This window comes from Mycobacteriales bacterium, assembly GCA_036497565.1.
Lineage (GTDB): Bacteria > Actinomycetota > Actinomycetes > Mycobacteriales > QHCD01 > DASXJE01.
This window is the reverse complement of the sequence record DASXJE010000112.1, coordinates 13,205-33,030: the sequence shown is the minus strand read 5'-3', so window position 1 is coordinate 33,030 and position 19,826 is coordinate 13,205. Positions and strand designations below refer to the sequence as shown.

Here is a 19,826-nt window from a genome sequence, read left to right as displayed (position 1 = left end):
CTTCACGACGTCGCCGCTCTGGGGTGCCTCGAGCACCTGGCCGCCGCCGATGTAGATCGCCACGTGGTGGATGCTCGCCGGGGTGCCGTCGTAGGACCAGAACAGCAGGTCGCCCGGCATCAGGTCGTTCATCGACGGGTGACTCCCGGAGTCGTACTGGTAGCCACTGAAGTGGGGCAGCGTGACCCCCTCCTGCGCCCAGGCGTAGAGCGCCAGCCCCGAGCAGTCGAAGCCGAGGATCCCGGTGTCCGGTGCTATGCCGTAACTCGGCCCGGACGCCGTCCCGCCGGACCAGGCGTAGGGCGTGCCGAGCCAGTGCATCGCAGCGGCGACGGCGGCGGCGCCCTTGTCGGCGCTCCATCCCGCGCTGACCGCGGCGCTCATGGTGACCGCGGCCGGGGCGGCCGGTAGGGCCGGCGCGGCTGGCGCCGCCTGTTGCGGTGCCGCCTGTTGCGGTGCCGCCTGTTGGGACGCTGCCTGTTGGGACGCCGCCTGCGCGCGGGACTGCGCCGCGGCGGCCGCCCGGGCCCGCGCGGCCGCGTCGGCGCGGGCGTTGGCCGCCGCCTGCTCGGCCGCTGCCTGGGCGGCGGCGGCCGCCTTCGCCCGCGCGATGGCGGCCCGGCGGGCGGCGGCCTCCTGCTCGCGTTTCCAGTTGAGGTAGGCCTGGCGGGCGTTCTGCAGCCCGGCGAGCCGGGCGCGGGCCTGCACGAGCTGGCCTTCGAGCGAGGTCTTGCGGGCCTGCAGGGCGGCGAGCTGCGTCCGCGCCGCCGTGACCTTCGCCTCGGCGGCGGCCTTGGCATCCGCCGCGGTCGCCTTGGCGGCCCTCATCGCCCGGACCGCCGACCGGGCGGCCGAGTCGGCGTTGGCCTTGGCGACGGTCGCGCTCTGGTAGCCGTCCAGGACGCTGAGATGGTGCTCCCCCGCGGCCTGCAGCAGCCCGGCCCGCTCGACGAGGTCGGCGGGTCCGCTGGAGCTGAGCAGCGCCGTCGAGGAGCCGAGCATGCTGCCCTGCATATAGCTGCTGCGGGCGAACTTCCCGACGGTCGACCGAGCGCTCGAGACCTTGGCGGTCGCCTTGGTCGCCGCGGCCTTCGCCTCGGCGGCCCGCTGCTGGGCGGCGCCGTAGTCCGCGACCGCCTTGTTGTAGCGCTCGCCCGCCAGCTCGGCGTCGGCGCCCAACCGGGCGATGTCGCCGTCGGCCTTGGCCACCATCCCCTGCAGTCGCCCGACGTCGCGGGCCCGCGCCGCCTTGGCCTGCGCGGCTGCGGCGAGCTGCCCGTCCGACGGGTTGTGCGGCGCTGCGAACGCCTCGGCGGGGAGTACGGCGAGGGTGATGACCCCGATCAGGGCGATCCCCAGCATTCTGGCGCTGCGTCGTTCCACGAGCGGGCCACCCCCGGCTCACCGTTTGGCACTCAGCGTTCGGCCATGGCATCAATGCGTAACTGTGCCAGCGGTCACAATGCCACCACTGGTCACAATGGCGCCAGAAGCAACGCCGAAAACTTCCGTCACATTGAGAATAATGCCGACATAAGCCTTTAAACTTCGGCGTGTCGTTAGTTGACTCGACGCTCCCGGTCGTCCCAGTACGCGGCGCGAAGGGCGAATTTCTGGACCTTGCCGGTCGCCGTGCGCGGGATCTCATCGCGGAACTCGACCGACGTCGGGGCCTTGAAGCCGGCCATCCGGGCCTTGCAGTGCCCGATGATCTCGGCCTCGTCGACCTTCGCCCCGTCGACCAGGACGACGAGCGCCTTGACCGTCTCGCCCCACTTCTCGTCCGGGACCCCGATCACCGCGACCTCGGCGACGGCCGGGTGGGAGAAGACGCAGTCCTCCACCTCGATCGAGGAGACGTTCTCCCCGCCGGTGATGATGACGTCCTTCATCCGGTCGGAGATCGCGAGAAACCCTTCCTCGTCGACGTATCCGCCGTCGCCGGTGTGGAACCAGCCGCCGTCGAGCGCCTCGGCCGACGCCGCCGGGTTGTCCCAATAGCCGCCGAGGACGACGTTGGACCGGGCGAGAACCTCCCCGGTGTCACTGATCGCGACCTGGACGCCGAGCGCCGGCACCCCCGCCCGGGACAGCCGCTTGGCCCGCTCGGCCGCGGGCAACTCGTCGTCCTCGGCCCGCCGCCGGTTGATGGTCAGCAGCGGCGACGTCTCGGTGAGTCCGTAGATCTGGATGAACTCCCAGCCGAGCTCGGTCTCGATCCGCTCGATGGTGCGCGACGGCGGAGGCGCGCCGGCGCAGACCAGTCGCACCCGGCCTCGACCGGGGATCTCGCCGTCCCACGCCGTGGCCGCATCGAGTACGGCGTTCCAGACCGCCGGTGCGCCGCACATGAGGGTGACGCCGTGGCGCTGCACCCGGCGCAGGATCTCCGTGCCGTCGACCTTGCGCAGCACGATCTGCGGGATGCCGAGGCCCGCGGTGGTGTAGAGCATCCCCCAGCCGTTGCAGTGGAACATCGGGAGCGTGTGCAGGTAGACGTCGCGGTCGTTCGCGGTGGTGTGCAGCCCGAAGGTCACCGCGTTGGTCCAGATGTTGCGGTGGGTGAGCTCGACGCCCTTGGGTCGGGCGGTGGTGCCGCTGGTGTAGTTGATGGTGGCGGTCGCGTCCTCGTCCGGTGCCGACCAGCCGCGGGGCTCGCGGTCGAAGCGGAGCAGATGTTCGTCGCTCGGGCGGCCGAGGACGAACCGGTGCCTGACCTTGACGCGTTCCAGCCGCTCGGCGAGCTCGGGGTCGACGAGCAGCACGTCGGCGCCGCTGTTGGCCACGATGTAGTCGATCTCGTCCGGCCGCAGCCGGAAGTTGATCGGGACCAGGATCCGGCCCGAGGACGGGACGGCGTAGAGCAGCTCCAGCAGGCGGCCCGCGTTGTGGCTGACGACGGCGACCCGTTCGCCCTCCCCGACACCGAGGGCGTCGAGGCCGGCCTGGGTCGCCCGGACCCGGGACTCGAGCTCGGCGAACGTGGGCGAGCGCAGCCCCTCCGCCGGCTGGTCGGGTTCGTCGACGATCGCGGTGCGTTGCGGGTAGACCGCCGCGCCGCGGTCGAGGAAATCCTGCGTGGTCAGCGGAACGTGCATGACGAGCCTCTCCTGCCGGGAGCGTGGCCCACGCTAACTCTGCGACACCGCTCCCGGCGAGAGGGTCTGCCGATGACGTCGGCGGCCGGCCCACCATCGCTCCCCCGCACCGACCACGACCATCACCACGACGGCGTAGACGTAGCCGAAGAGCAGGTCGAGGACGTAGTGCTCACCGGAGTAGACGAGCGCCAGGCCCATGAGCAGCGGGTAGCAGGCGAGCAGGATCTTGCCCCACCACGGAGCCCGCGGGATGAAGTAAAGCGCGATCAGCGTGGCGGTCGCGGTGTGCAGGGACGGCATGGCCGCGACGGCGTTGACCGAGGCCTGCGCGCCGGCCAGGACGCTGCCGGCGTGGTTGAGGCCGAGCACCTGCCAGCCGACCGAGGAGATCCGCCGGACCGGCTCGATCAGGCCCGCGCGGGCGGCGTACCACGGCGGGGCCATCGGGTAGAGCACGTAGGTCAGCAGCCCGGCCAGCGAGAGCACGATGATCCGGGTGATGAAGCCGACCCAGCGTTGCCGGTTGCGCACCCACAGGATCACCGCCGCGATCGGGGTGACGAGGAAGTGGGAGGTGTAGACGAGGGTGACGACCGCGTCGTACCACCGCGGATGCCCGGGGACGAAGAGGTGCTGCTGCAGCCAGTACGTCGGCAGGACGCCGTGGAACAGCCACATGTCGGCGTGTGCGGGCTCGATGACGTGGGTGGCGATGCCGAGGTTGTCGGCGATCCCGCGGGTGTAGTCGTAGGCGATGAGGACCGCGGTGAAGGGCAGCCAGTCGATCAGTACCCGGCGGAAGCTGGCCCAGCCCCGCCCCAGGCAGCGGATGCCGAGGGCGGCGAGGATCCACAGCAGCAGGCCTTCGCGATCCTCCGGTACGCCGACGGTCACGATGAAGATCACCAGGACGAGGGCGTAACCCACCACAGCCCGGCGGCGGATCGTGCGCCAGCGCCGCTCATGTGCCTCGTCGGCGGCGGATCTCTCGTCAGCCTCGACCGAGGAGCCCGCCATCGTCACGGTCGGTGATTCTACGCGGGCGGACCGGGATTGCTCAGTGGCCGCGCACCGCCGTCGCGAGGGCCGGCAGCGCGGCGCCGATGGGTACCCGGACCACGGCGTCGGCGAGACCGTCGTACGCCGTCGGCGTGGCGTTGACGATCACCACCCGCGCCCCGGCCCGGGCGGCGACCCGGGTCAGCCCGGCCGCGGGCTGCACGGACAGCGAACTCCCCACGGCGAGGAACACGTCGCACTCGCTCGCCGCGTCGGCGGCGGACCGGAAGACCTCCTCGTCGAGGCGCTGCCCGAAGGAGATGGTGGCCGACTTGAGCAGCCCACCGCACCGCAGGCAGAGCGGGTCGGGCTCACCCGCGTCGACCCGGGCGATCGCCGCCGTCATCGGCGCGCGGTCGCCGCAGGACAGGCAGGCCACCTCCCGCACGGTGCCGTGCAGTTCGACGACGAGTGCCGGGTCGCTGCCGGCCCGTTGGTGCAGGCCGTCGATGTTCTGGGTGACGATCGCCCGGAGCCGGCCGGACCGCTCCACCTCGACCAGGGCGTGGTGGGCGGTGTTCGGCTCGGCGGCCCAGGCCGGGTTGTTCCGCCGGTTGGCCCAGGCGGCCCGGCGTACCTCCGGGTCGGCGACGTAGGTCGAGAGCGTCGCCCGACGCTGCGCCGACGGATCACGGGTCCACACGCCGTCCGGTCCGCGGAAGTCCGGGATGCCGCTGTCGGTGGAGATCCCCGCACCGGTGAGCACGGTGATGCGTGGGGCGCCGCCGACCAGCGCCGCGGCACGGCGCAGGTCGGCGTCCGTCTCGTCCGTCACCGTCCCCACCACCGCGACGGTACAAAGGCCCGCGCGCCCGTGCCAGCGGCAGGCGCGGACCCGACCCGATCGCGATAGGTGCCGATGGGGAAGGATGTGAATATCCGCAGCGAGAGGAGCCCCGGTGAGCAGCGCGACCAGCCAGGACAGCTTCGGTGCCCGCGGCACGCTCGACGTCGACGGAACCCACCACGAGATCTACCGGCTGGCCGCCGTCGACGGCGCGGACCGGCTGCCGTACTCCCTCAAGATCCTGCTGGAGAACCTGCTCCGCACCGAGGACGGCGTCCGGACCACCGCTGACGACGTCCGCGCCCTGGCCGCGTGGGACCCGACGGCTCGGCCGTCCCGCGAGATCCAGTTCACCCCGGCCCGCGTCGTCATGCAGGACTTCACCGGCGTGCCGGCCGTCGTCGACCTGGCCGCGATGCGGGAGGCGATGAAGGCCCTGGGCGGCGATCCGACGAAGATCAACCCGCTGGCTCCGGCGGAGCTGGTCATCGACCACTCGGTGATCGCCGACGTTTTCGGCGCGCCCGACTCCTTCGAGCGCAACGTCGAACTGGAGTACGAGCGCAACGGGGAGCGCTACCAGTTCCTGCGGTGGGGACAGACCGCGTTCGACGAGTTCAAGGTGGTACCGCCGGGCACCGGCATCGTCCACCAGGTCAACATCGAGCACCTCGCCCGCGTCGTGTTCTCCCGCGACGGCGTGGCCTACCCAGACACACTGGTCGGCACCGACTCGCATACGACGATGGTCAACGGGCTCGGCGTGCTCGGCTGGGGCGTCGGCGGCATCGAGGCCGAGGCGGCCATGCTCGGCCAGCCGGTCAGCATGCTCGTTCCCTCCGTGGTCGGGTTCCGGCTCTCCGGCGCGATGCCGGAGGGCGCGACCGCCACCGACCTCGTCCTCACGATCACCGAGATGCTGCGCGCCCACGGCGTCGTCGGGAAGTTCGTGGAGTTCTTCGGCCCGGGCGTCGCGGCCGTCCCGCTGGCCAACCGGGCGACGATCGGCAACATGAGCCCGGAGTACGGGTCGACCTGCGCGATCTTCCCGATCGACGAGGAGACCATCCGCTACCTGCGGTTCACCGGCCGCAGCGAGGAGCAGGTGGCGCTGGTCGAGGCCTACAGCAAGGAGCAGGGGCTCTGGCACGACCCGACGGCGTCGACGGAGTATTCGGAGACGCTCGAGCTGGACCTGGCCACCGTCGTCCCGTCGATCGCCGGGCCGAAGCGGCCGCAGGACCGGATCGCCCTCTCCGACGCCAAGGCAGGGTTCCGCGACGTCCTGCCGGACTACGTCGAGGACGACGACGAGACCGGCAAGGAGTCCTTCCCGGCGTCGGACGCGCCGTCGAGCAACGGCTCCGGGCGGACCAGCCGTCCGACTCCGGTGGTGCTCGAGGACGGCACCAGGACCGAGATCGATCACGGCGCCGTCGTGATCGCCGCCATCACGTCGTGCACCAACACCTCCAACCCGCAGGTCATGCTCGGCGCGGCGCTGCTGGCCAAGAAGGCGGTCGAGCGCGGCCTGGCCAGCAAGCCGTGGGTCAAGACGACGCTCGCCCCGGGGTCGAAGGTCGTCATGGACTACTACGAGCGGGCCGGGCTGATCCCCTACCTGGAGAAGCTCGGCTTCAACCTGGTGGGCTACGGCTGCACGACCTGCATCGGCAACTCCGGGCCACTGCCGGACGCGGTGAGCACTGCGGTCAACGACGCCGACCTCGCCGTCGCCGCGGTCCTGTCGGGCAACCGCAACTTCGAGGGCCGCATCAACGCCGACGTGAAGATGAACTACCTCGCGTCGCCGCCGCTGGTGGTGGCCTACGCGCTCGCCGGGAGCATGGACGTCGACCTGGTGGGCGAGCCGCTCGGCGCGGACCCCGACGGGCACCCGGTCTACCTGCGCGACATCTGGCCGACCAGCCAGGAGATCGAGCACGTCATCGACTCGGCGATCGCGTCGGAGATGTTCACCCGCGACTACGCCGACGTCTTCGCCGGCGACGAGCGGTGGGCGGCCCTGCAGACCCCGGAGGGCGACGCATTCGCCTGGGACCCGGAGTCGACGTACGTCCGCCGTCCGCCCTATTTCGAGGGCATGCAGGCCGAGCCGGCGCCGGTCGAGGACATCTCCGGCGCGCGGGTGCTGGCGAAGCTCGGCGACTCGGTGACGACGGACCACATCTCCCCGGCCGGGGCGATCAAGACCGACTCGCCGGCCGGCGCCTATCTCACCGAGCACGGCGTACAGCGCCGGGACTTCAACTCCTACGGCTCGCGGCGCGGCAACCACGAGGTGATGATCCGGGGCACGTTCGCCAACATCCGGCTGCGCAACCAGCTCGTTCCCGGTGTCGAGGGCGGGATGACCCGCAACCTGCTGACCGGTGAGCAGGCCACGATCTACGACGCGGCGATGGACTACGCCGAGGCCGGTGTGCCGCTGATCGTGCTGGCCGGCAAGGAGTACGGCTCCGGATCGTCGCGCGACTGGGCGGCAAAGGGGACGACCCTGCTGGGGGTGCGGGCGGTGCTCGCGGAGTCCTTCGAGCGGATCCACCGGTCCAACCTGCTCGGGATGGGCGTGCTGCCGCTGCAGTTCGCTGAAGGGGAGACCGCGGCGACGCTCAAGCTGACCGGCGAGGAGACGTTCTCGATCACCGGCATCGCGGCGATCAACGACGGGGACACCCCGCACGAGGTGACCGTGCGTGCCGACGACACCGAGTTCACCGCGATCGTGCGGATCGATACGCCGGGAGAGGCGGCGTACTTCCGGCACGGCGGCATCATGCCCTACGTGCTCCGCTCCCTGCGCGACGCCGACTGACCCCGGCCGGCCTGGACAAAACCCACTACTAGTGGGTTCTGGTCCACGACACGCCGTACGCACCGTCCACAACCCACTACTAGTGGGTTTTGTCCACGGTGCCGGGGACCCAGGGCCCGCCGACCAAAACGCACTCCGAGTGCGTTGTGGTCCGCGACACGCCGTACGGCGCCCCCATAACGCACTCGGAGTGCGTTTTGGTCAGCCGGGCCGGAAAAAACTGCCGCGATGGTGAACCGACGGCGTCGGCAATCCGTGTGCTCGCGGAAGGTTGCGCGCCCGCGCAGCCGGACATCGCCTGGAGGCACCGATGCGCACCAAGGTCTCCCAGCTCATTCCGCGCGGCCCGCGCCTGGCCGGCGCGAGCCTGCTCGCCGTGCCCGCTCTGATCGCCGCAGGGATCGGGGTCGCGGGGCCGGCATCCGGCTCGACCGCCCCCGCCGCCGCACACGGCGTCAAGCAGGTCAATCTCGTCTCGGACCAGGCCGGCAAGGCCCAGTTCATGGATCCGAAACTGATCAACCCGTGGGGACTCGCCCAGTCCCCGACCAGCCCGCTGTGGTCGGCGAACAACGGGTCGGATTCCGCGACGCTCTACTCGGGCGGAGTCGCCGGCTCGCCGGTGGTGAAGCCCCCGCTGGAGGTCGATGTCGCCGGCGGCCCGACCGGTCAGGTGTTCAACGACACCACCGACTTCGTCGTCTCCTCGAAGGCCGGCTCGGGAGCCGCGCCGTTCATCTTCGACACCGAGGCGGGCGACATCAAGGCCTGGAACCCGGCCGCCGCGCCGACCACCGCCCTCACCGTCGCCCACGTCAAGAACGCGGTCTTCAAGGGCCTCGCACTGCTGAAGACCCCGGCCGGCCCGTTCCTGCTGGCCGCTGACTTCCACAACGGCCGGATCGACGTGTTCAACTCGAAGTTCCACCGCGTGCCACTCCCCCGGCCGTTCTTCACCGACCCACGGCTGCCTCGCGGCTACGCTCCGTTCAACGTCGCGGTCCTGAACAACTCGATCTACGTCAGCTACGCCAAGCAGGACGCCATGCGGCATGACGAGGTCGACGGTCCCGGGCTCGGCTTCGTGGACCGCTACTCCGCGATCGGTCTCTTCCCGCACCGGGTCGCCAGCCGCGGGACGCTCAACGCGCCGTGGGGCATGACCTGGGCCCCGAGCACCTTCGGGCGCCACGCGGGGCAGCTGCTCATCGGCAACTTCGGTGACGGCCGGATCAGCACCTTCGACCGCTGGAACAACTTCCGCGGTCTGCTCCGCAGGGCGAACGGCCACGCGGTCAGGATCGACGGGCTGTGGTCACTCATCCCCGGCACCGCGACCACCGGTGGCGCGGGAACGGTGCTCTTCAGCGCCGGACCCGACGGCGAGATGCACGGACTGGTCGGGCTGTTGAGGCCGGCCGACTGACACCGACGGTGGGGGCGACCGCCGCGGCCGGCGAGTCGCCCCCACCTCCGGTCCGGCCCCGACCGTGCGCCAGGATCGGTGGCATGGATCTCGGACTGAACGAACGGGTGTACGTCGTCACCGGGGGATCTCGCGGCTTGGGGCGCGCGACCGCACAGGTGCTGGTCGACGAGGGCGCCCGGGTCGTCGTCTCCTCGCGCAGCACCGACGCCGTCACCACGGCGGCCGCCGAACTCGGCGGCCCGACGCAGGCGACGGGTGTGGCCGCGGACCTCGCCGACCCGGCGACGCCGGACCGGCTGGCCGGCGCCGCGCTGAGCTCGTTCGGCCGGCTGGACGGGGCCCTCATCAGCGTCGGCGGCCCACCGGCGACCTCGGCCACCGCGGCGACCGACGAGCAATGGCGGGCGGCCTTCGAATCGGTCTTCCTCGGTGCGCTGCGACTCGCCACGACGCTGGCCGACCGGCTCGCCGACGGCGGCTCGATCGCCTTCGTGCTGTCCAGCTCGGTGCGGTCGCCGATCAGTGGCCTGGCGATCTCCAACGGGCTCCGGCCGGGCCTGGCAATGGCCGCGAAGACACTGTCCGACGAACTCGGTCCGCGGGGCATCCGGGTCAACGGCCTGCTCCCCGGCCGGATCGCCACCGACCGGCTGAAGGAGCTCGACGCCAAGAGCGGCGACCCCGAAGAAGCGCGGCGACGGGGCGAGGCCATCATCCCGCTCCGCCGCTACGGCGAGCCGGCGGAGCTCGGCCGGGCCGCGGCGTTCCTGCTCTCCCCGGCCGCCTCCTACATCACCGGCGTGATGTTGCAGGTCGACGGCGGCGCCCTGCGGTGCCTGTAGCGGCGCGCCTCACGCGGCGGCTGTCTGCCGTCGCTGCATCACGAGGGTGACCGCGGCCAGGGCGGCGACGACACCGGCGAACGCGATCCCGGCCGACCGCAGGCCGATGCCCTGCGCGGCCAGGCCGACGCCGATCACCGGTACGGCGAGGGCGACGTAGAGCACGACGAAGAAGCTCGAGGTCACCTCGGCCCGGCGATTGGCCGGTGTGCCGCCGGTGATCGCCGTCAGCCCGGCGCGGAAGCTCAGCCCCTGCCCCAGTCCGGCGACGATCCCGCCGATGAGCAGCAGGGCCAGTGACTCGACGCCCAGGCCGACGGCGACGATCCCGATCCCGACGATCAGCGCGAGACTCCCGACCGGGAGTGCGATGCGCCCCGGGAACAGGCCGAGGGCGAGCTGGCCTACCGCGGACGCGGCGAAGACGGCGAACACCACCACGCCGGTGAGGGCGTGGTTGGGCAGCTGCAGCACCTGCCCCAGGAACGCCGGCGCGACGGCGGTGAAGAGCCCCAGCACCGCGAACCCGGCGAAGCCCACGAACGCCGCCGGGACGAACACCGACCGCACCTCGGGCGGGACCCGCAGCCGTTGCAGCCGGATCCGGACGCCTCCGCGGACGTCGACCGGCTCGGGTATCACGATGACGGCGATCAGGGCCGGGACCAGCAGAGCGAGATCGACGATGAACGGGAGCCGCAGCGGCAGGGGGGCGTATTCGGCCAGGAGTCCGGCCAGCAGCGGGCCGAGGCCGAGGCCCCCGACGTTGACGAGGGTCGCGACCAGCGTCGCCCGGCCGCGGCGGCCCTCCGGGGCGAAGTCCACCAGCGCGGCGGTCGCCGTTCCGGTGAAGATGCCGGCTGACAGTCCCGACAGGACCCGCCCGATGAACAACGCCGGCAGGCCGCCGGCGGTGAGGAAGACCACCGCGCTCAGCGCCGAGAGCAGCAGGCCCGGGATGAGCGCCCGCCGCCGGCCGATCTGGTCCGAGAGCTGGCCGAAGCAGAGCAGGGCACCGACCACGCCGATGGCGTAGACGGCGAAGATCACCGTCACCATGAAGCCGGAGAAGCCGATGTTGTGCTGGTAGAGCGGGTAGAGCGGGGTGGGCAACGTCGTGCCGAGCATCGTGACCGCGAACGCGTAGCCGACCAGCGGAAACGCCAGGCGGCGGCTGACCCGCCCGGTGCCGGATGCCTCGCGGCGTCCGGCCGCCACGTCGTCGCGGCTCACGGCCGGATCGCCGATTCCACCTGCTCGGGCTCCACGGGGTCGTCGTCCTCCTGGTGCCGGAACTGCGTGCGGTAGAGCTCGGCGTAGAGGCCGTCGTGGACGAGGAGCTCGGCGTGCCGCCCGGACTCGACGACGCGGCCGGCGTCGAGAACGACGATGCGGTCGGCGTCGCGCACCGTCGACAGCCGGTGCGCGATGACCAGCGAGGTGCGACCGCGCAGCGCCGCGGACAGGGCACGCTGTACGGCGGCCTCGGACTCACTGTCCAGGTGCGCGGTGGCCTCGTCGAGGATGACGATCCGGGGGGCCTTGAGCAGCAGCCGGGCGATCGCCATCCGCTGCTTCTCGCCGCCGGAGAGCCGGTAGCCGCGGTCGCCGACCACGGTGTCGAGGCCGTCGGGCAGCCGGTCGACGAGGCTTGCGATCTGGGCCGCCTCGATCGCCGCCCGCAGTTCGGCCTCGGTGGCCTCCGGCTTCGCGTAGAGCAGGTTGTCCCGGATCGTGTCGTGGAACATGTGCGCGTCCTGGGTCACGACGCCGACCGCGGCGCGCAGCGAGTCCTGGGTCACCGTGCGCACGTCGTGTCCGCCGATCAGCACGGCGCCGGCCCGGGCGTCGTAGATCCGCGGGACGAGCTGGGAGATGGTCGTCTTGCCTGCGCCGGAGGGTCCGACGAGGGCGATCAGCTCGCCCTCCTCGGCCCGGAAGGACACCTCGTGCAGGACCTCCTCGCTGGGCCGGTCGTCGAGGACGGCGACGTCCTCGAGCGACGCCAGCGACACCTCCTCGGCCGTCGGGTAGCCGAACCGGACCCGGTCGAATTCGATCGTGCGGGCATCGGCGGGCAGCGGGACGGCGTCCGGCGCGTCGGTGATCATCGGTTTGAGGTCGAGCACCTCGAACACCCGCTCGAAGGACACCAGGGCGGTCATTACGTCGACGTTGAGGGTGGAGATGGCGGTGAGCGGGCCGTAGAGCCGGTTGAGGTACGCCGTGAGCGCGACGACCGTGCCGACGCTGAGCTCGCCGAGCGCCGCCTGCCGCCCGCCCCAGCCGTAGATGATCGCGGTGGCCAGCGCCGCGGTCAGCATCAGCGAGACGTAGAACACCCGGCTGTACATCGCCTGGGTGATGCCGATGTCGCGGACCCGCCCGGCCCGCGCCCGGAACGCCTCGTCCTCCTCGTGCCGGCGACCGAACAGCGTCACCAGGAGCGCGCCGGCGACGTTGAACCGCTCGGTCATCGTGGTGTTCATGGTCGCGTTGAGGGCGTAGGACTCCCGGGTGATGCCCTGCAGCTTGCGGCCCATCCAGCGGGCCGGCAGCAGGAAGACCGGCAGCAGGACCAGCGAGCTCAGGGTCAGCTGCCAGGACAGCGCGAACATCGCGGCCAGCACGAGCACCACGGTCAGCAGGTTGCTGACCGCGGTCGACAGGGTCCCGGTGAAGGCCTGCTGGGCGCCGAGTACGTCGTTGTTGAGCCGGCTCATGAGGGCGCCGGTCTGGGTCCGGGTGAAGAAGGCGATCGGCATCCGCTGCACGTGCGAGAACACCGCGGAGCGCATGTCGTAGATGAGTCCCTCGCCGACCCGGGCCGACACCCATCGCTGGCCCAGTGACAGGAGCGCGTCGAAGACGGCCAGGCCGGCGATGAGGCCGGCCAGCGCCACGATGAGTCCGACGTTGTGGCCGAGGATGCCGTTGTTGAGGATCGACCGGTAGATCAGCGGGTTCGCCGCCCCGATCGCCGCGTCGAAGGTGATCAGCACGCAGAAGACGATGAGCTGACGGCGGTACGGCGCCGCGAACCGGGCGATCCGCCGGACGGTGCCCGGAGCCAGCTTCCGACGGGTCACCTGCGGATCGCTGGAGAAGGCGCGCAGAGAACGGCGCCCGCCGGCCATCGTCATGTGCTCACCACGGTCGTCGACAACGCGACCGCCGCCCGCGGTGTTCCCCGGACGGCGGACGACCGGCTAGGACTTCTTCCTCCGCCGGGTCGGCCCCCCGCGGCCCCGCAGGGTCGTTCCCGACTCGGACAGGATCCGGTGGACAAACCCGTAGGACCGCCCCGATTCGTCCGCCAGGGCGCGAATGCTCTTGCCGGAGTCGTACTTCTTGCGCAGATCGACGGCGAGCTTGTCGCGGGTCGCACCGGTGATCCGGGCGCCCTTCTTCAGGTCGGCCACGGGGCATCCTCCTCGCACGCGCCGTTTCCCGGCAGAAACCGGGTCCAGCAATCCCATGATCACCCAGGTCGGCGGCCACGGCCAGCCGACCCCGGATTCGGGTCGGTGCCGGGTCGGCCTGCGGCCCGGTCAGGCCAGCGCCACCAGATCGACGAATTCCTCGCTCCAGGCGTCCTCGATCCCGTCCGGCAGCAGGATGACGCGCTCGGGGTGCAGCGCCTGCACCGCGCCCTCGTCGTGGGTCACCAGCACGATCGCGCCGGCAAAATTGTGCAGAGCGTCGAGCACCTGCTCCCGCGATGCCGGGTCGAGGTTGTTGGTGGGCTCGTCGAGGAGCAGCACGTTGGCCGAGGAGCAGACCAGCGCGGCCAGGGCGAGCCGGGTCTTCTCCCCGCCGGAGAGCGTCCCGGTGCGCTGGTCGGCGGCGTCACCGGAGAAGAGGAAGGCGCCGAGGATGCGGCGCAGCTCGGTGTCCGTGCTGTCCTGCGCCGTCGTCCGCATGTTCTCCAGCACGGTGCGGTCGACGTCGAGCGTCTCATGCTCCTGCGCGTAGTAGCCGATCCGCAGCCCGTGGCCCGGGTGCACCGCGCCGGTGTCCGCCGGTTCGAGGCCGGCGAGCACCCGCAGCAGCGTCGTCTTGCCGGCGCCGTTCAGCCCGAGGACGACGACCCGCCCGCCCCGGTCGACCGCCAGGTCGACGTCGGTGAAGACCTCCAGCGACCCGTAGGACTTCGAGAGCTCGCCGGCGGTCAACGGGGTCCGGCCGCACGGCGCGGGGGTCGGGAAGCGCACCCGCGCGACCCGGTCGGCCCGCCGGTCCGCCTCGGTGCCGGCCAGCATCCGCTCGGCCCTGCGGGCCATGTTCTGCGCCGCGACGGCCTTGGTCGCCTTGGCCCGCATCTTGTCCGCCTGGGCGAACAGCGCGGCCGCCTTCTTCTCGGCGTTGGCGCGCTCGCGGTGCCGGCGCCGCTCGTCGGTCTCCCGCTGCTGCAGGTAGGTCTTCCAGCCGACGTTGTAGAGGTCGATCTCGGCGCGGTTGGCGTCGAGGTGCCACACCTTGTTCACGATGTGGTCGAGCAGCTCGACGTCGTGGCTGATGACCACCAGTCCGCCGTCGTGCCCGCGCAGGAAGTCGCGCAGCCAGCCGATCGAGTCGGCGTCGAGGTGGTTGGTCGGCTCGTCCAGCAGCAGCGTCTCGGCGCCGGAGAAGAGGATCCGGGCCAGCTCGATCCGCCGGCGCTGCCCGCCGGAGAGGGTGCGCAGCGGTTGGGCGAGTACCCGGTCGGGCAGGCCGAGGTTGGCGCAGATCCGGGCGGCTTCGCTCTCCGCGGCGTAGCCACCCTGCGCGGAGAAGGTGTCCTCCAGCTGTCCATACCGGCGTACGGCGCGGCCCTGCACGGAGTCGTCGACGGCGCCGGCCATCGCGACCTGCGCCTTCTCCATGTCCTGCATCAGCGCGTCGAGGCCGCGGGCCGAGAGCACCCGGTCCCGGGCCGTGACGGCGAGGTCGCCGGTGCGGGGATCCTGCGGGAGGTAGCCCACCTCGCCGCGCCGGTCGATGGTGCCGCCGAACGGCAGCGTCTCGCCCGCGAGCGCGCGCAGGGCGGTGGTCTTTCCGGCCCCGTTGCGGCCGACCAGGCCGATCCGGTCGCCGGGCTGGACCCGGAGGGAGGTGTCGCTGAGCAGGATGCGCGACCCGGCGCGCAGCTCGAGTGCGGAAGCGGTGATCACAGTAGTCTCGCTGAGGGTGAGAAGGGGCGGGCCACGTCGGTGCGTGGCCGCCTCAACAGGTTCGACTGATCACCGGAGCAGTTTACGTCGTGCCGGCCGGATAGCTCGACCGATATTCCGGCGGACCGCAGACTCACACGTTGAAGCCGAGCGCCCGCAGCTGGTCGCGGCCGTCATCGGTGATCTTGTCCGGTCCCCATGGCGGCATCCAGACCCAGTTGATGCGGAAGTCCTGCACCACGCCGTCGCCGGGGCCGCCGGTGAGGGCGGTGCGGGTCTGGTCCTCGATCACGTCGGTGAGCGGACAGGCGGCCGAGGTGAGCGTCATGTCGATGGTGGCCACGTTGTCGTCGGCGACGGTGATGCCGTAGACGAGGCCGAGGTCGACGACGTTGATGCCGAGCTCGGGGTCGACCACGTCGCGCATGGCCTCCTCGACGTCATCGACGCTCGCCGCGGCGGCGGACTGTGGGCTGGTCATGGCGTACCTCCCTGAGGCGAAGCCTCCATTGGCTGCTGAGGCGAAGCCTCCATTGGCTGCTGCTGAGGCGAAGCCTCCATTGGCTGCCCGGCGCGGGCCACGGCGTCCTTGAACGCCATCCAGCCGAGCAGGGCACATTTGATCCGCGCCGGGTATTTCGATACGCCGATGAAGGCGACGGCGTCCTCGAGCAGCTCCTCGTCGGGCTCGCCCCGACCCTGCGACTGCATCATGTCGAGAAAGGCTTCCTGCACGGCGAGCCCGTGCTCTAGCGACTCGCCGACCAGCAGATCGGTGAGCACCGAGGTCGAAGCCTGGCTGATCGAACAGCCGATGCCGTCGTAGGACACGTCCTTCACGATGCCGTCGTCGATGTGCACCCGCAGCGTCACCTCGTCACCGCAGGTCGGGTTGACGTGGTGCACCTCGGCGTCGTACGGGTCGCGCAGCCCGCGCCCGTGCGGGTTCTTGTAGTGGTCCAGGATGATCTCCTGGTACATCGACTGCAGCTGCATCAGGAAAAGAACCTCTTCACCTGTTCGACCCCGTCGGCGAGGGCGTCGATCTCGGAGAGTGTGGTGTACAGGTAGAACGACGCGCGGGTCGTGGCCGGTATTCCGAAGCGCCGGGCCGTCGGCCAGGCGCAGTGGTGCCCGGTGCGGACGGCGATGCCGAGTTCGTCGAGCACCTGGCCGACGTCGTGCGGATGCAGTCCGTCGACGACGAAGGAGACGGCGCCGCCGCGGGCCTCGGCGGTGTCCGGGCCCACGATCCGCACGCCCTCGATGTCACCGATGCGGTGCAGCGCATAGGCGGTGAGCGCCTGCTCGTGCGCCGCGATCGCGTCCATGCCCAGGGCGTTGAGATAGTCGACCGCGGCACCGAGCCCGATCGCCTGCGCGGTGTTGGGCACCCCGGCTTCGAACCGCTGCGGGGGTGGCAGGAACGTCGTGCCCTCCATGCGGACGACCTCGATCATCGACCCGCCGGTGAGGAAGGGCGGCATGTGGGCGAGCAGGTCGGCGCGACCCCAGAGCACCCCGACGCCGGTCGGGCCGCACATCTTGTGGCCGGAGAAGGCGAGGAAGTCGACGCCGAGCGCACCGACGTCGACCGGCATGTGGGGCACCGACTGGCAGGCGTCGACGACGACGAATGCGCCGACGGCGTGTGCCTTCGCGACGATGACGTCGAGCGGGTTGACCGTGCCGAGGACGTTGGACTGATGGACGACGGCGACCACCTTGGTGCGCGCGGTGATGACGTCGTCGATGTTCGAGAGGTCGAGCCGTCCCTCGTCGGTGATGCCGAACCACTTCAACGTCGCGCCGGTGCGCTGGCACAGCTGCTGCCAGGGCACGAGGTTGGCGTGGTGCTCCATCTCTGTGACGACGACCTCGTCGCCGGGGCCGACCGCGAAGCGCTCCGCCTCGGGCCCGGCCGTCGCGGCGTTGCTCATCGAATAGGCGACCAGGTTGAGCCCCTCGGTCGCGTTCTTGGTGAAGATGATCTCGTTGCTCTGCGCGCCGATGAATTCAGCGATCCTGCTCCGCGCACCCTCGTAGAGGATGTCGGCCTCTTCGGCCAACTGATGCGCGCCACGGTGCACGGCGGCGTTGTGCCGCTCGTAGAAGTCGCGCTCGGCGTCGAGGACGACGGTCGGTTTCTGCGACGTCGCACCGCTGTCGAGATAGATCAGCGGGCGGCCGTCGCGGACCGTGCGGTCGAGGATCGGGAAGTCCTTGCGGATCGTGTCGACGTCGTACCCGCGGACGTCCTCTGTCATGAGGCGGCCTCCTGCGGCTCGCCGAAGCGGACGTAGCCCTCCGACTCGATCCGGTCGGCCAGCTCCGGCCCACCGGTCTCGACGATCCGGCCGAGGTAGAAGACGTGCACGACGTCGGGCCGGACGTACTGCAGGATGCGCGGGTAGTGCGTGATCAGCAGCAGTCCGAGGTCGGAGGACTCGCGGGCCTGGTTGACGCCGTCGGACACCGTGCGCAGCGCGTCGACGTCGAGGCCGGAGTCGGTCTCGTCGAGGACCGCGATCTTGGGCTTGAGCAGGGCCAGCTGCAGGATCTCGTAGCGCTTCTTCTCGCCACCGGAGAAGCCCTCGTTGACGCTGCGCTCGGAGAACGACGGGTCGATCTTCAACCCGGCCATCGCCTCGTTGACCTCCTTGACCCAGGTCCGCAGCTTCGGCGCCTCTCCCCGCACGGCCGTCGCGGCGGTACGCAGGAAGTTGGTCGTCGAGACACCCGGCACCTCGACCGGGTACTGCATCGCGAGGAAGAGGCCGGCGCGGGCGCGCTCGTCGACCTTCATCGAGAGCACGTCCTCGCCGTCGAGGGTCACCGTGCCGGAGGTCACCGTGTACTTCGGGTGCCCGGCGATCGAGTAGGCCAGCGTCGACTTGCCCGATCCGTTGGGGCCCATCAGCGCGTGGGTCTCCCCCGAGCGGACGACCAGGTCGACGCCCTTGAGGATCTCGGTGTCCTCGACGGACACGTGCAGGTCGTGAATCTCCAGCGTGGACAACTCAACTCTCCTCAGTGAGGCGGACGTAGACGTCGCCGCCCTCGATCTTCACGGGATAGACGGGTACAGGTTTGGTGGCGGGCAGGCTGGTCGGCCGGCCGGACCGGAGGTCGAAGCACGACCCGTGCAGCCAGCACTCGATCGTGGTGCCCTCCACGTCTCCTTCGGTGAGCGCCACCTCTTCGTGCGAGCAGACGTCGTAGATCGCGTAGACCTCGCCCTCGCTGCGGACGATCGCGACCGGCGTGTCGTCGAACTTGACCCGATGGGCACCCGGCTCGGGAACCTCGTCGAGCGCGCAGGCACGGACGAACTCGGTCATGAACCCACCTGCGCCAGCTCGTCCTCGACCGCGGCGACCAGCCGCTCCTGCACCTCCGGCACGCCGATCCGGTCGATCACCTCGGCGAAGAACCCGCGGACGACGAGCCGGCGGGCGACGTCGGCCGGGATTCCCCGGGCCATCAGGTAGAACAGCTGCAGGTCGTCGAAGCGACCGCTGGCGCTGGCATGGCCGGCGCCGGCGACCTCGCCGGTCTCGATCTCGAGGTTGGGCACCGAGTGGGCGCGGGCACCGTCGGTGAGCAGCAGGTTGCGGTTGAGCTCGTAGGTGTCGGTCTGCTCGCCCTCGGGGCGGATCAGTACGTCGCCGATCCACACCGCCGTGGCGTCGTCACCCTGCAGCGCGCCCTTGTAGGTGACCCGGCTGCGGCAGTTGGGCTGCGCGTGGTCGACGAAGAGCCGGTGCTCCTGATGCTGACCCGCGTCGGCGAAGTAGAGGCCGAGCAGTTCGGCGTCGCCACCGGGTCCGCTGAATTCGACGGTCGGCGAGAGCCGGACCAGTCCGCCGCCGAGGGTCACCGCGACGTGGCGCAGCCGGGCGTCGCGGCCCAGCCGGGCGGCCTGCGCCTCGACGTGCACGGCGTCGTCGTCCCAGTCCTGCAGCGAGACGACGGTCAGTGAGGCACCGTCGCCCACCCGGATCTCCAGGTTGGAGGCGAGGGTCGTCGTACCGACGTGGTCGACGACGACGACGGCCTGGGCGGCTTCACCGACGTCGATGACCAGGTGGCCGTAGGCGGTGCCGCCCTCACCGCGGACGGTGAGGAAGGTCGGCGCGGGCGAGACCACGCCGCGCGGCACGGTCACGACCAGCGCCTGGTCGACGTGGGCCATCGCCAGCGCGCTGACCCGGTCGGCCGGGCTGAGCACGCTGCCGACCAGCGGGTCGTCGCCCGCGACGTGCCCGACGTCGACCTTGTCCGCGGCCCGCACCTCGACGACGACCTTGCCGTCGGCGGTCAGCGGTTCGAGCAGCGTCCGCATCCGGTCCAGCGGGGTGAACCGCCAGTCCTCCTCGCGCCCGGACGGTACGCCGAACGTGTCCGGGTCGCGCGAGGTGACGCGGGCCGGCCTTGCGTCGCCGGGCTGGCGCACCGGTCCGCCATGACTGTGGGCGCCCGGCGCCCGTCCCGTCGCGGCGCCGGTATCGGTCCCCAGCACCTGCGACGCGACCACCGCCTGCTCGGCCGCCGCCTGTTCGCGGACGGCGTCGGTCTGCGCGCCCTGGCTTTCAGAGCTCGTGTCGGTATCAGCCATC

17 protein-coding genes are annotated in these 19,826 nt (G+C 71.1%); 3 read left to right on the top strand and 14 right to left on the bottom strand.

Annotation, left to right across the window (positions count from 1 at the left end; genetic code table 11):
* From VGH85_09880 to VGH85_09865, 4 genes are all read right to left on the bottom strand, one after another.
* Positions 1–1,383, bottom strand: a 1,383-nt coding sequence (locus VGH85_09880) for a C40 family peptidase (GenBank protein ID HEY2174104.1), incomplete at its 3' end; no start/stop codon positions are given.
* 176 nt (positions 1,384–1,559) lie between these two features.
* Positions 1,560–3,098, bottom strand: coding sequence for an AMP-binding protein (locus VGH85_09875; GenBank protein ID HEY2174103.1), 1,539 nt, complete (start codon positions 3,096–3,098; stop codon positions 1,560–1,562).
* A gap of 33 nt (positions 3,099–3,131) precedes the next feature.
* Positions 3,132–4,118, bottom strand: a complete 987-nt coding sequence (locus tag VGH85_09870; GenBank protein ID HEY2174102.1) for a phosphatase PAP2 family protein — start codon at positions 4,116–4,118, stop codon at positions 3,132–3,134.
* Between the two features lie 40 nt (positions 4,119–4,158).
* Complete coding sequence (locus tag VGH85_09865; protein ID HEY2174101.1) at positions 4,159–4,935, bottom strand: Sir2 family NAD-dependent protein deacetylase; 777 nt, start codon at positions 4,933–4,935, stop codon at positions 4,159–4,161.
* A gap of 124 nt (positions 4,936–5,059) precedes the next feature.
* Between VGH85_09865 and acnA the strand changes: the two genes are divergently transcribed.
* The 3 genes from acnA to VGH85_09850 all read left to right on the top strand — a co-directional run bounded on the left by acnA (position 5,060) and on the right by VGH85_09850 (position 10,054).
* Positions 5,060–7,783, top strand: a complete 2,724-nt coding sequence (gene acnA / locus VGH85_09860) for an aconitate hydratase AcnA (protein ID HEY2174100.1) — start codon at positions 5,060–5,062, stop codon at positions 7,781–7,783.
* 310 nt (positions 7,784–8,093) lie between these two features.
* A complete protein-coding gene (locus tag VGH85_09855) occupies positions 8,094–9,209 on the top strand; it encodes a TIGR03118 family protein (protein ID HEY2174099.1) in 1,116 nt (371 codons plus the stop codon).
* A gap of 83 nt (positions 9,210–9,292) precedes the next feature.
* Positions 9,293–10,054: an SDR family oxidoreductase gene (locus tag VGH85_09850; protein HEY2174098.1), complete on the top strand. Its 762-nt coding sequence runs from the start codon at positions 9,293–9,295 to the stop codon at positions 10,052–10,054.
* 9 nt (positions 10,055–10,063) lie between these two features.
* Here the strand turns inward: VGH85_09850 and VGH85_09845 are convergent, their stop codons facing one another.
* From VGH85_09845 to sufD, 10 genes are all read right to left on the bottom strand, one after another.
* On the bottom strand, positions 10,064–11,287 hold the full coding sequence (locus VGH85_09845; GenBank protein ID HEY2174097.1) for an MFS transporter: 1,224 nt from the start codon (positions 11,285–11,287) through the stop codon (positions 10,064–10,066).
* Complete coding sequence (locus tag VGH85_09840; protein ID HEY2174096.1) at positions 11,284–13,197, bottom strand: ABC transporter ATP-binding protein; 1,914 nt, start codon at positions 13,195–13,197, stop codon at positions 11,284–11,286. Before VGH85_09840 ends, VGH85_09845 begins: the two co-directional genes overlap by 4 nt.
* A 66-nt stretch (positions 13,198–13,263) precedes the next feature.
* Positions 13,264–13,476, bottom strand: a complete 213-nt coding sequence (locus tag VGH85_09835; GenBank protein HEY2174095.1) for a helix-turn-helix domain-containing protein — start codon at positions 13,474–13,476, stop codon at positions 13,264–13,266.
* A gap of 129 nt (positions 13,477–13,605) precedes the next feature.
* Entirely contained in the window at positions 13,606–15,207 is a 1,602-nt protein-coding gene (locus tag VGH85_09830) for an ABC-F family ATP-binding cassette domain-containing protein (protein ID HEY2174094.1), read from the bottom strand.
* Between the two features lie 133 nt (positions 15,208–15,340).
* On the bottom strand, positions 15,341–15,688 hold the full coding sequence (locus tag VGH85_09825; GenBank protein ID HEY2174093.1) for a metal-sulfur cluster assembly factor: 348 nt from the start codon (positions 15,686–15,688) through the stop codon (positions 15,341–15,343).
* Positions 15,685–16,203, bottom strand: coding sequence for an SUF system NifU family Fe-S cluster assembly protein (locus VGH85_09820; protein HEY2174092.1), 519 nt, complete (start codon positions 16,201–16,203; stop codon positions 15,685–15,687). Before VGH85_09820 ends, VGH85_09825 begins: the two co-directional genes overlap by 4 nt.
* Positions 16,203–17,474, bottom strand: coding sequence for a cysteine desulfurase (locus tag VGH85_09815; GenBank protein HEY2174091.1), 1,272 nt, complete (start codon positions 17,472–17,474; stop codon positions 16,203–16,205). The genes VGH85_09820 and VGH85_09815 overlap by 1 nt, the downstream gene beginning before the upstream one ends.
* Positions 17,471–18,226 carry a Fe-S cluster assembly ATPase SufC gene (gene sufC / locus VGH85_09810; protein HEY2174090.1) on the bottom strand — a complete coding sequence of 252 codons (756 nt, stop codon included), beginning with the start codon at positions 18,224–18,226 and terminating at the stop codon, positions 17,471–17,473. The genes VGH85_09815 and sufC overlap by 4 nt, the downstream gene beginning before the upstream one ends.
* Position 18,227: 1 nt before the next feature.
* Entirely contained in the window at positions 18,228–18,548 is a 321-nt protein-coding gene (locus VGH85_09805) for a non-heme iron oxygenase ferredoxin subunit (protein HEY2174089.1), read from the bottom strand.
* Positions 18,545–19,825, bottom strand: a complete 1,281-nt coding sequence (gene sufD / locus VGH85_09800) for a Fe-S cluster assembly protein SufD (GenBank protein ID HEY2174088.1) — start codon at positions 19,823–19,825, stop codon at positions 18,545–18,547. The genes VGH85_09805 and sufD overlap by 4 nt, the downstream gene beginning before the upstream one ends.
* Between the last annotated feature and the right edge of the window lies 1 nt (position 19,826).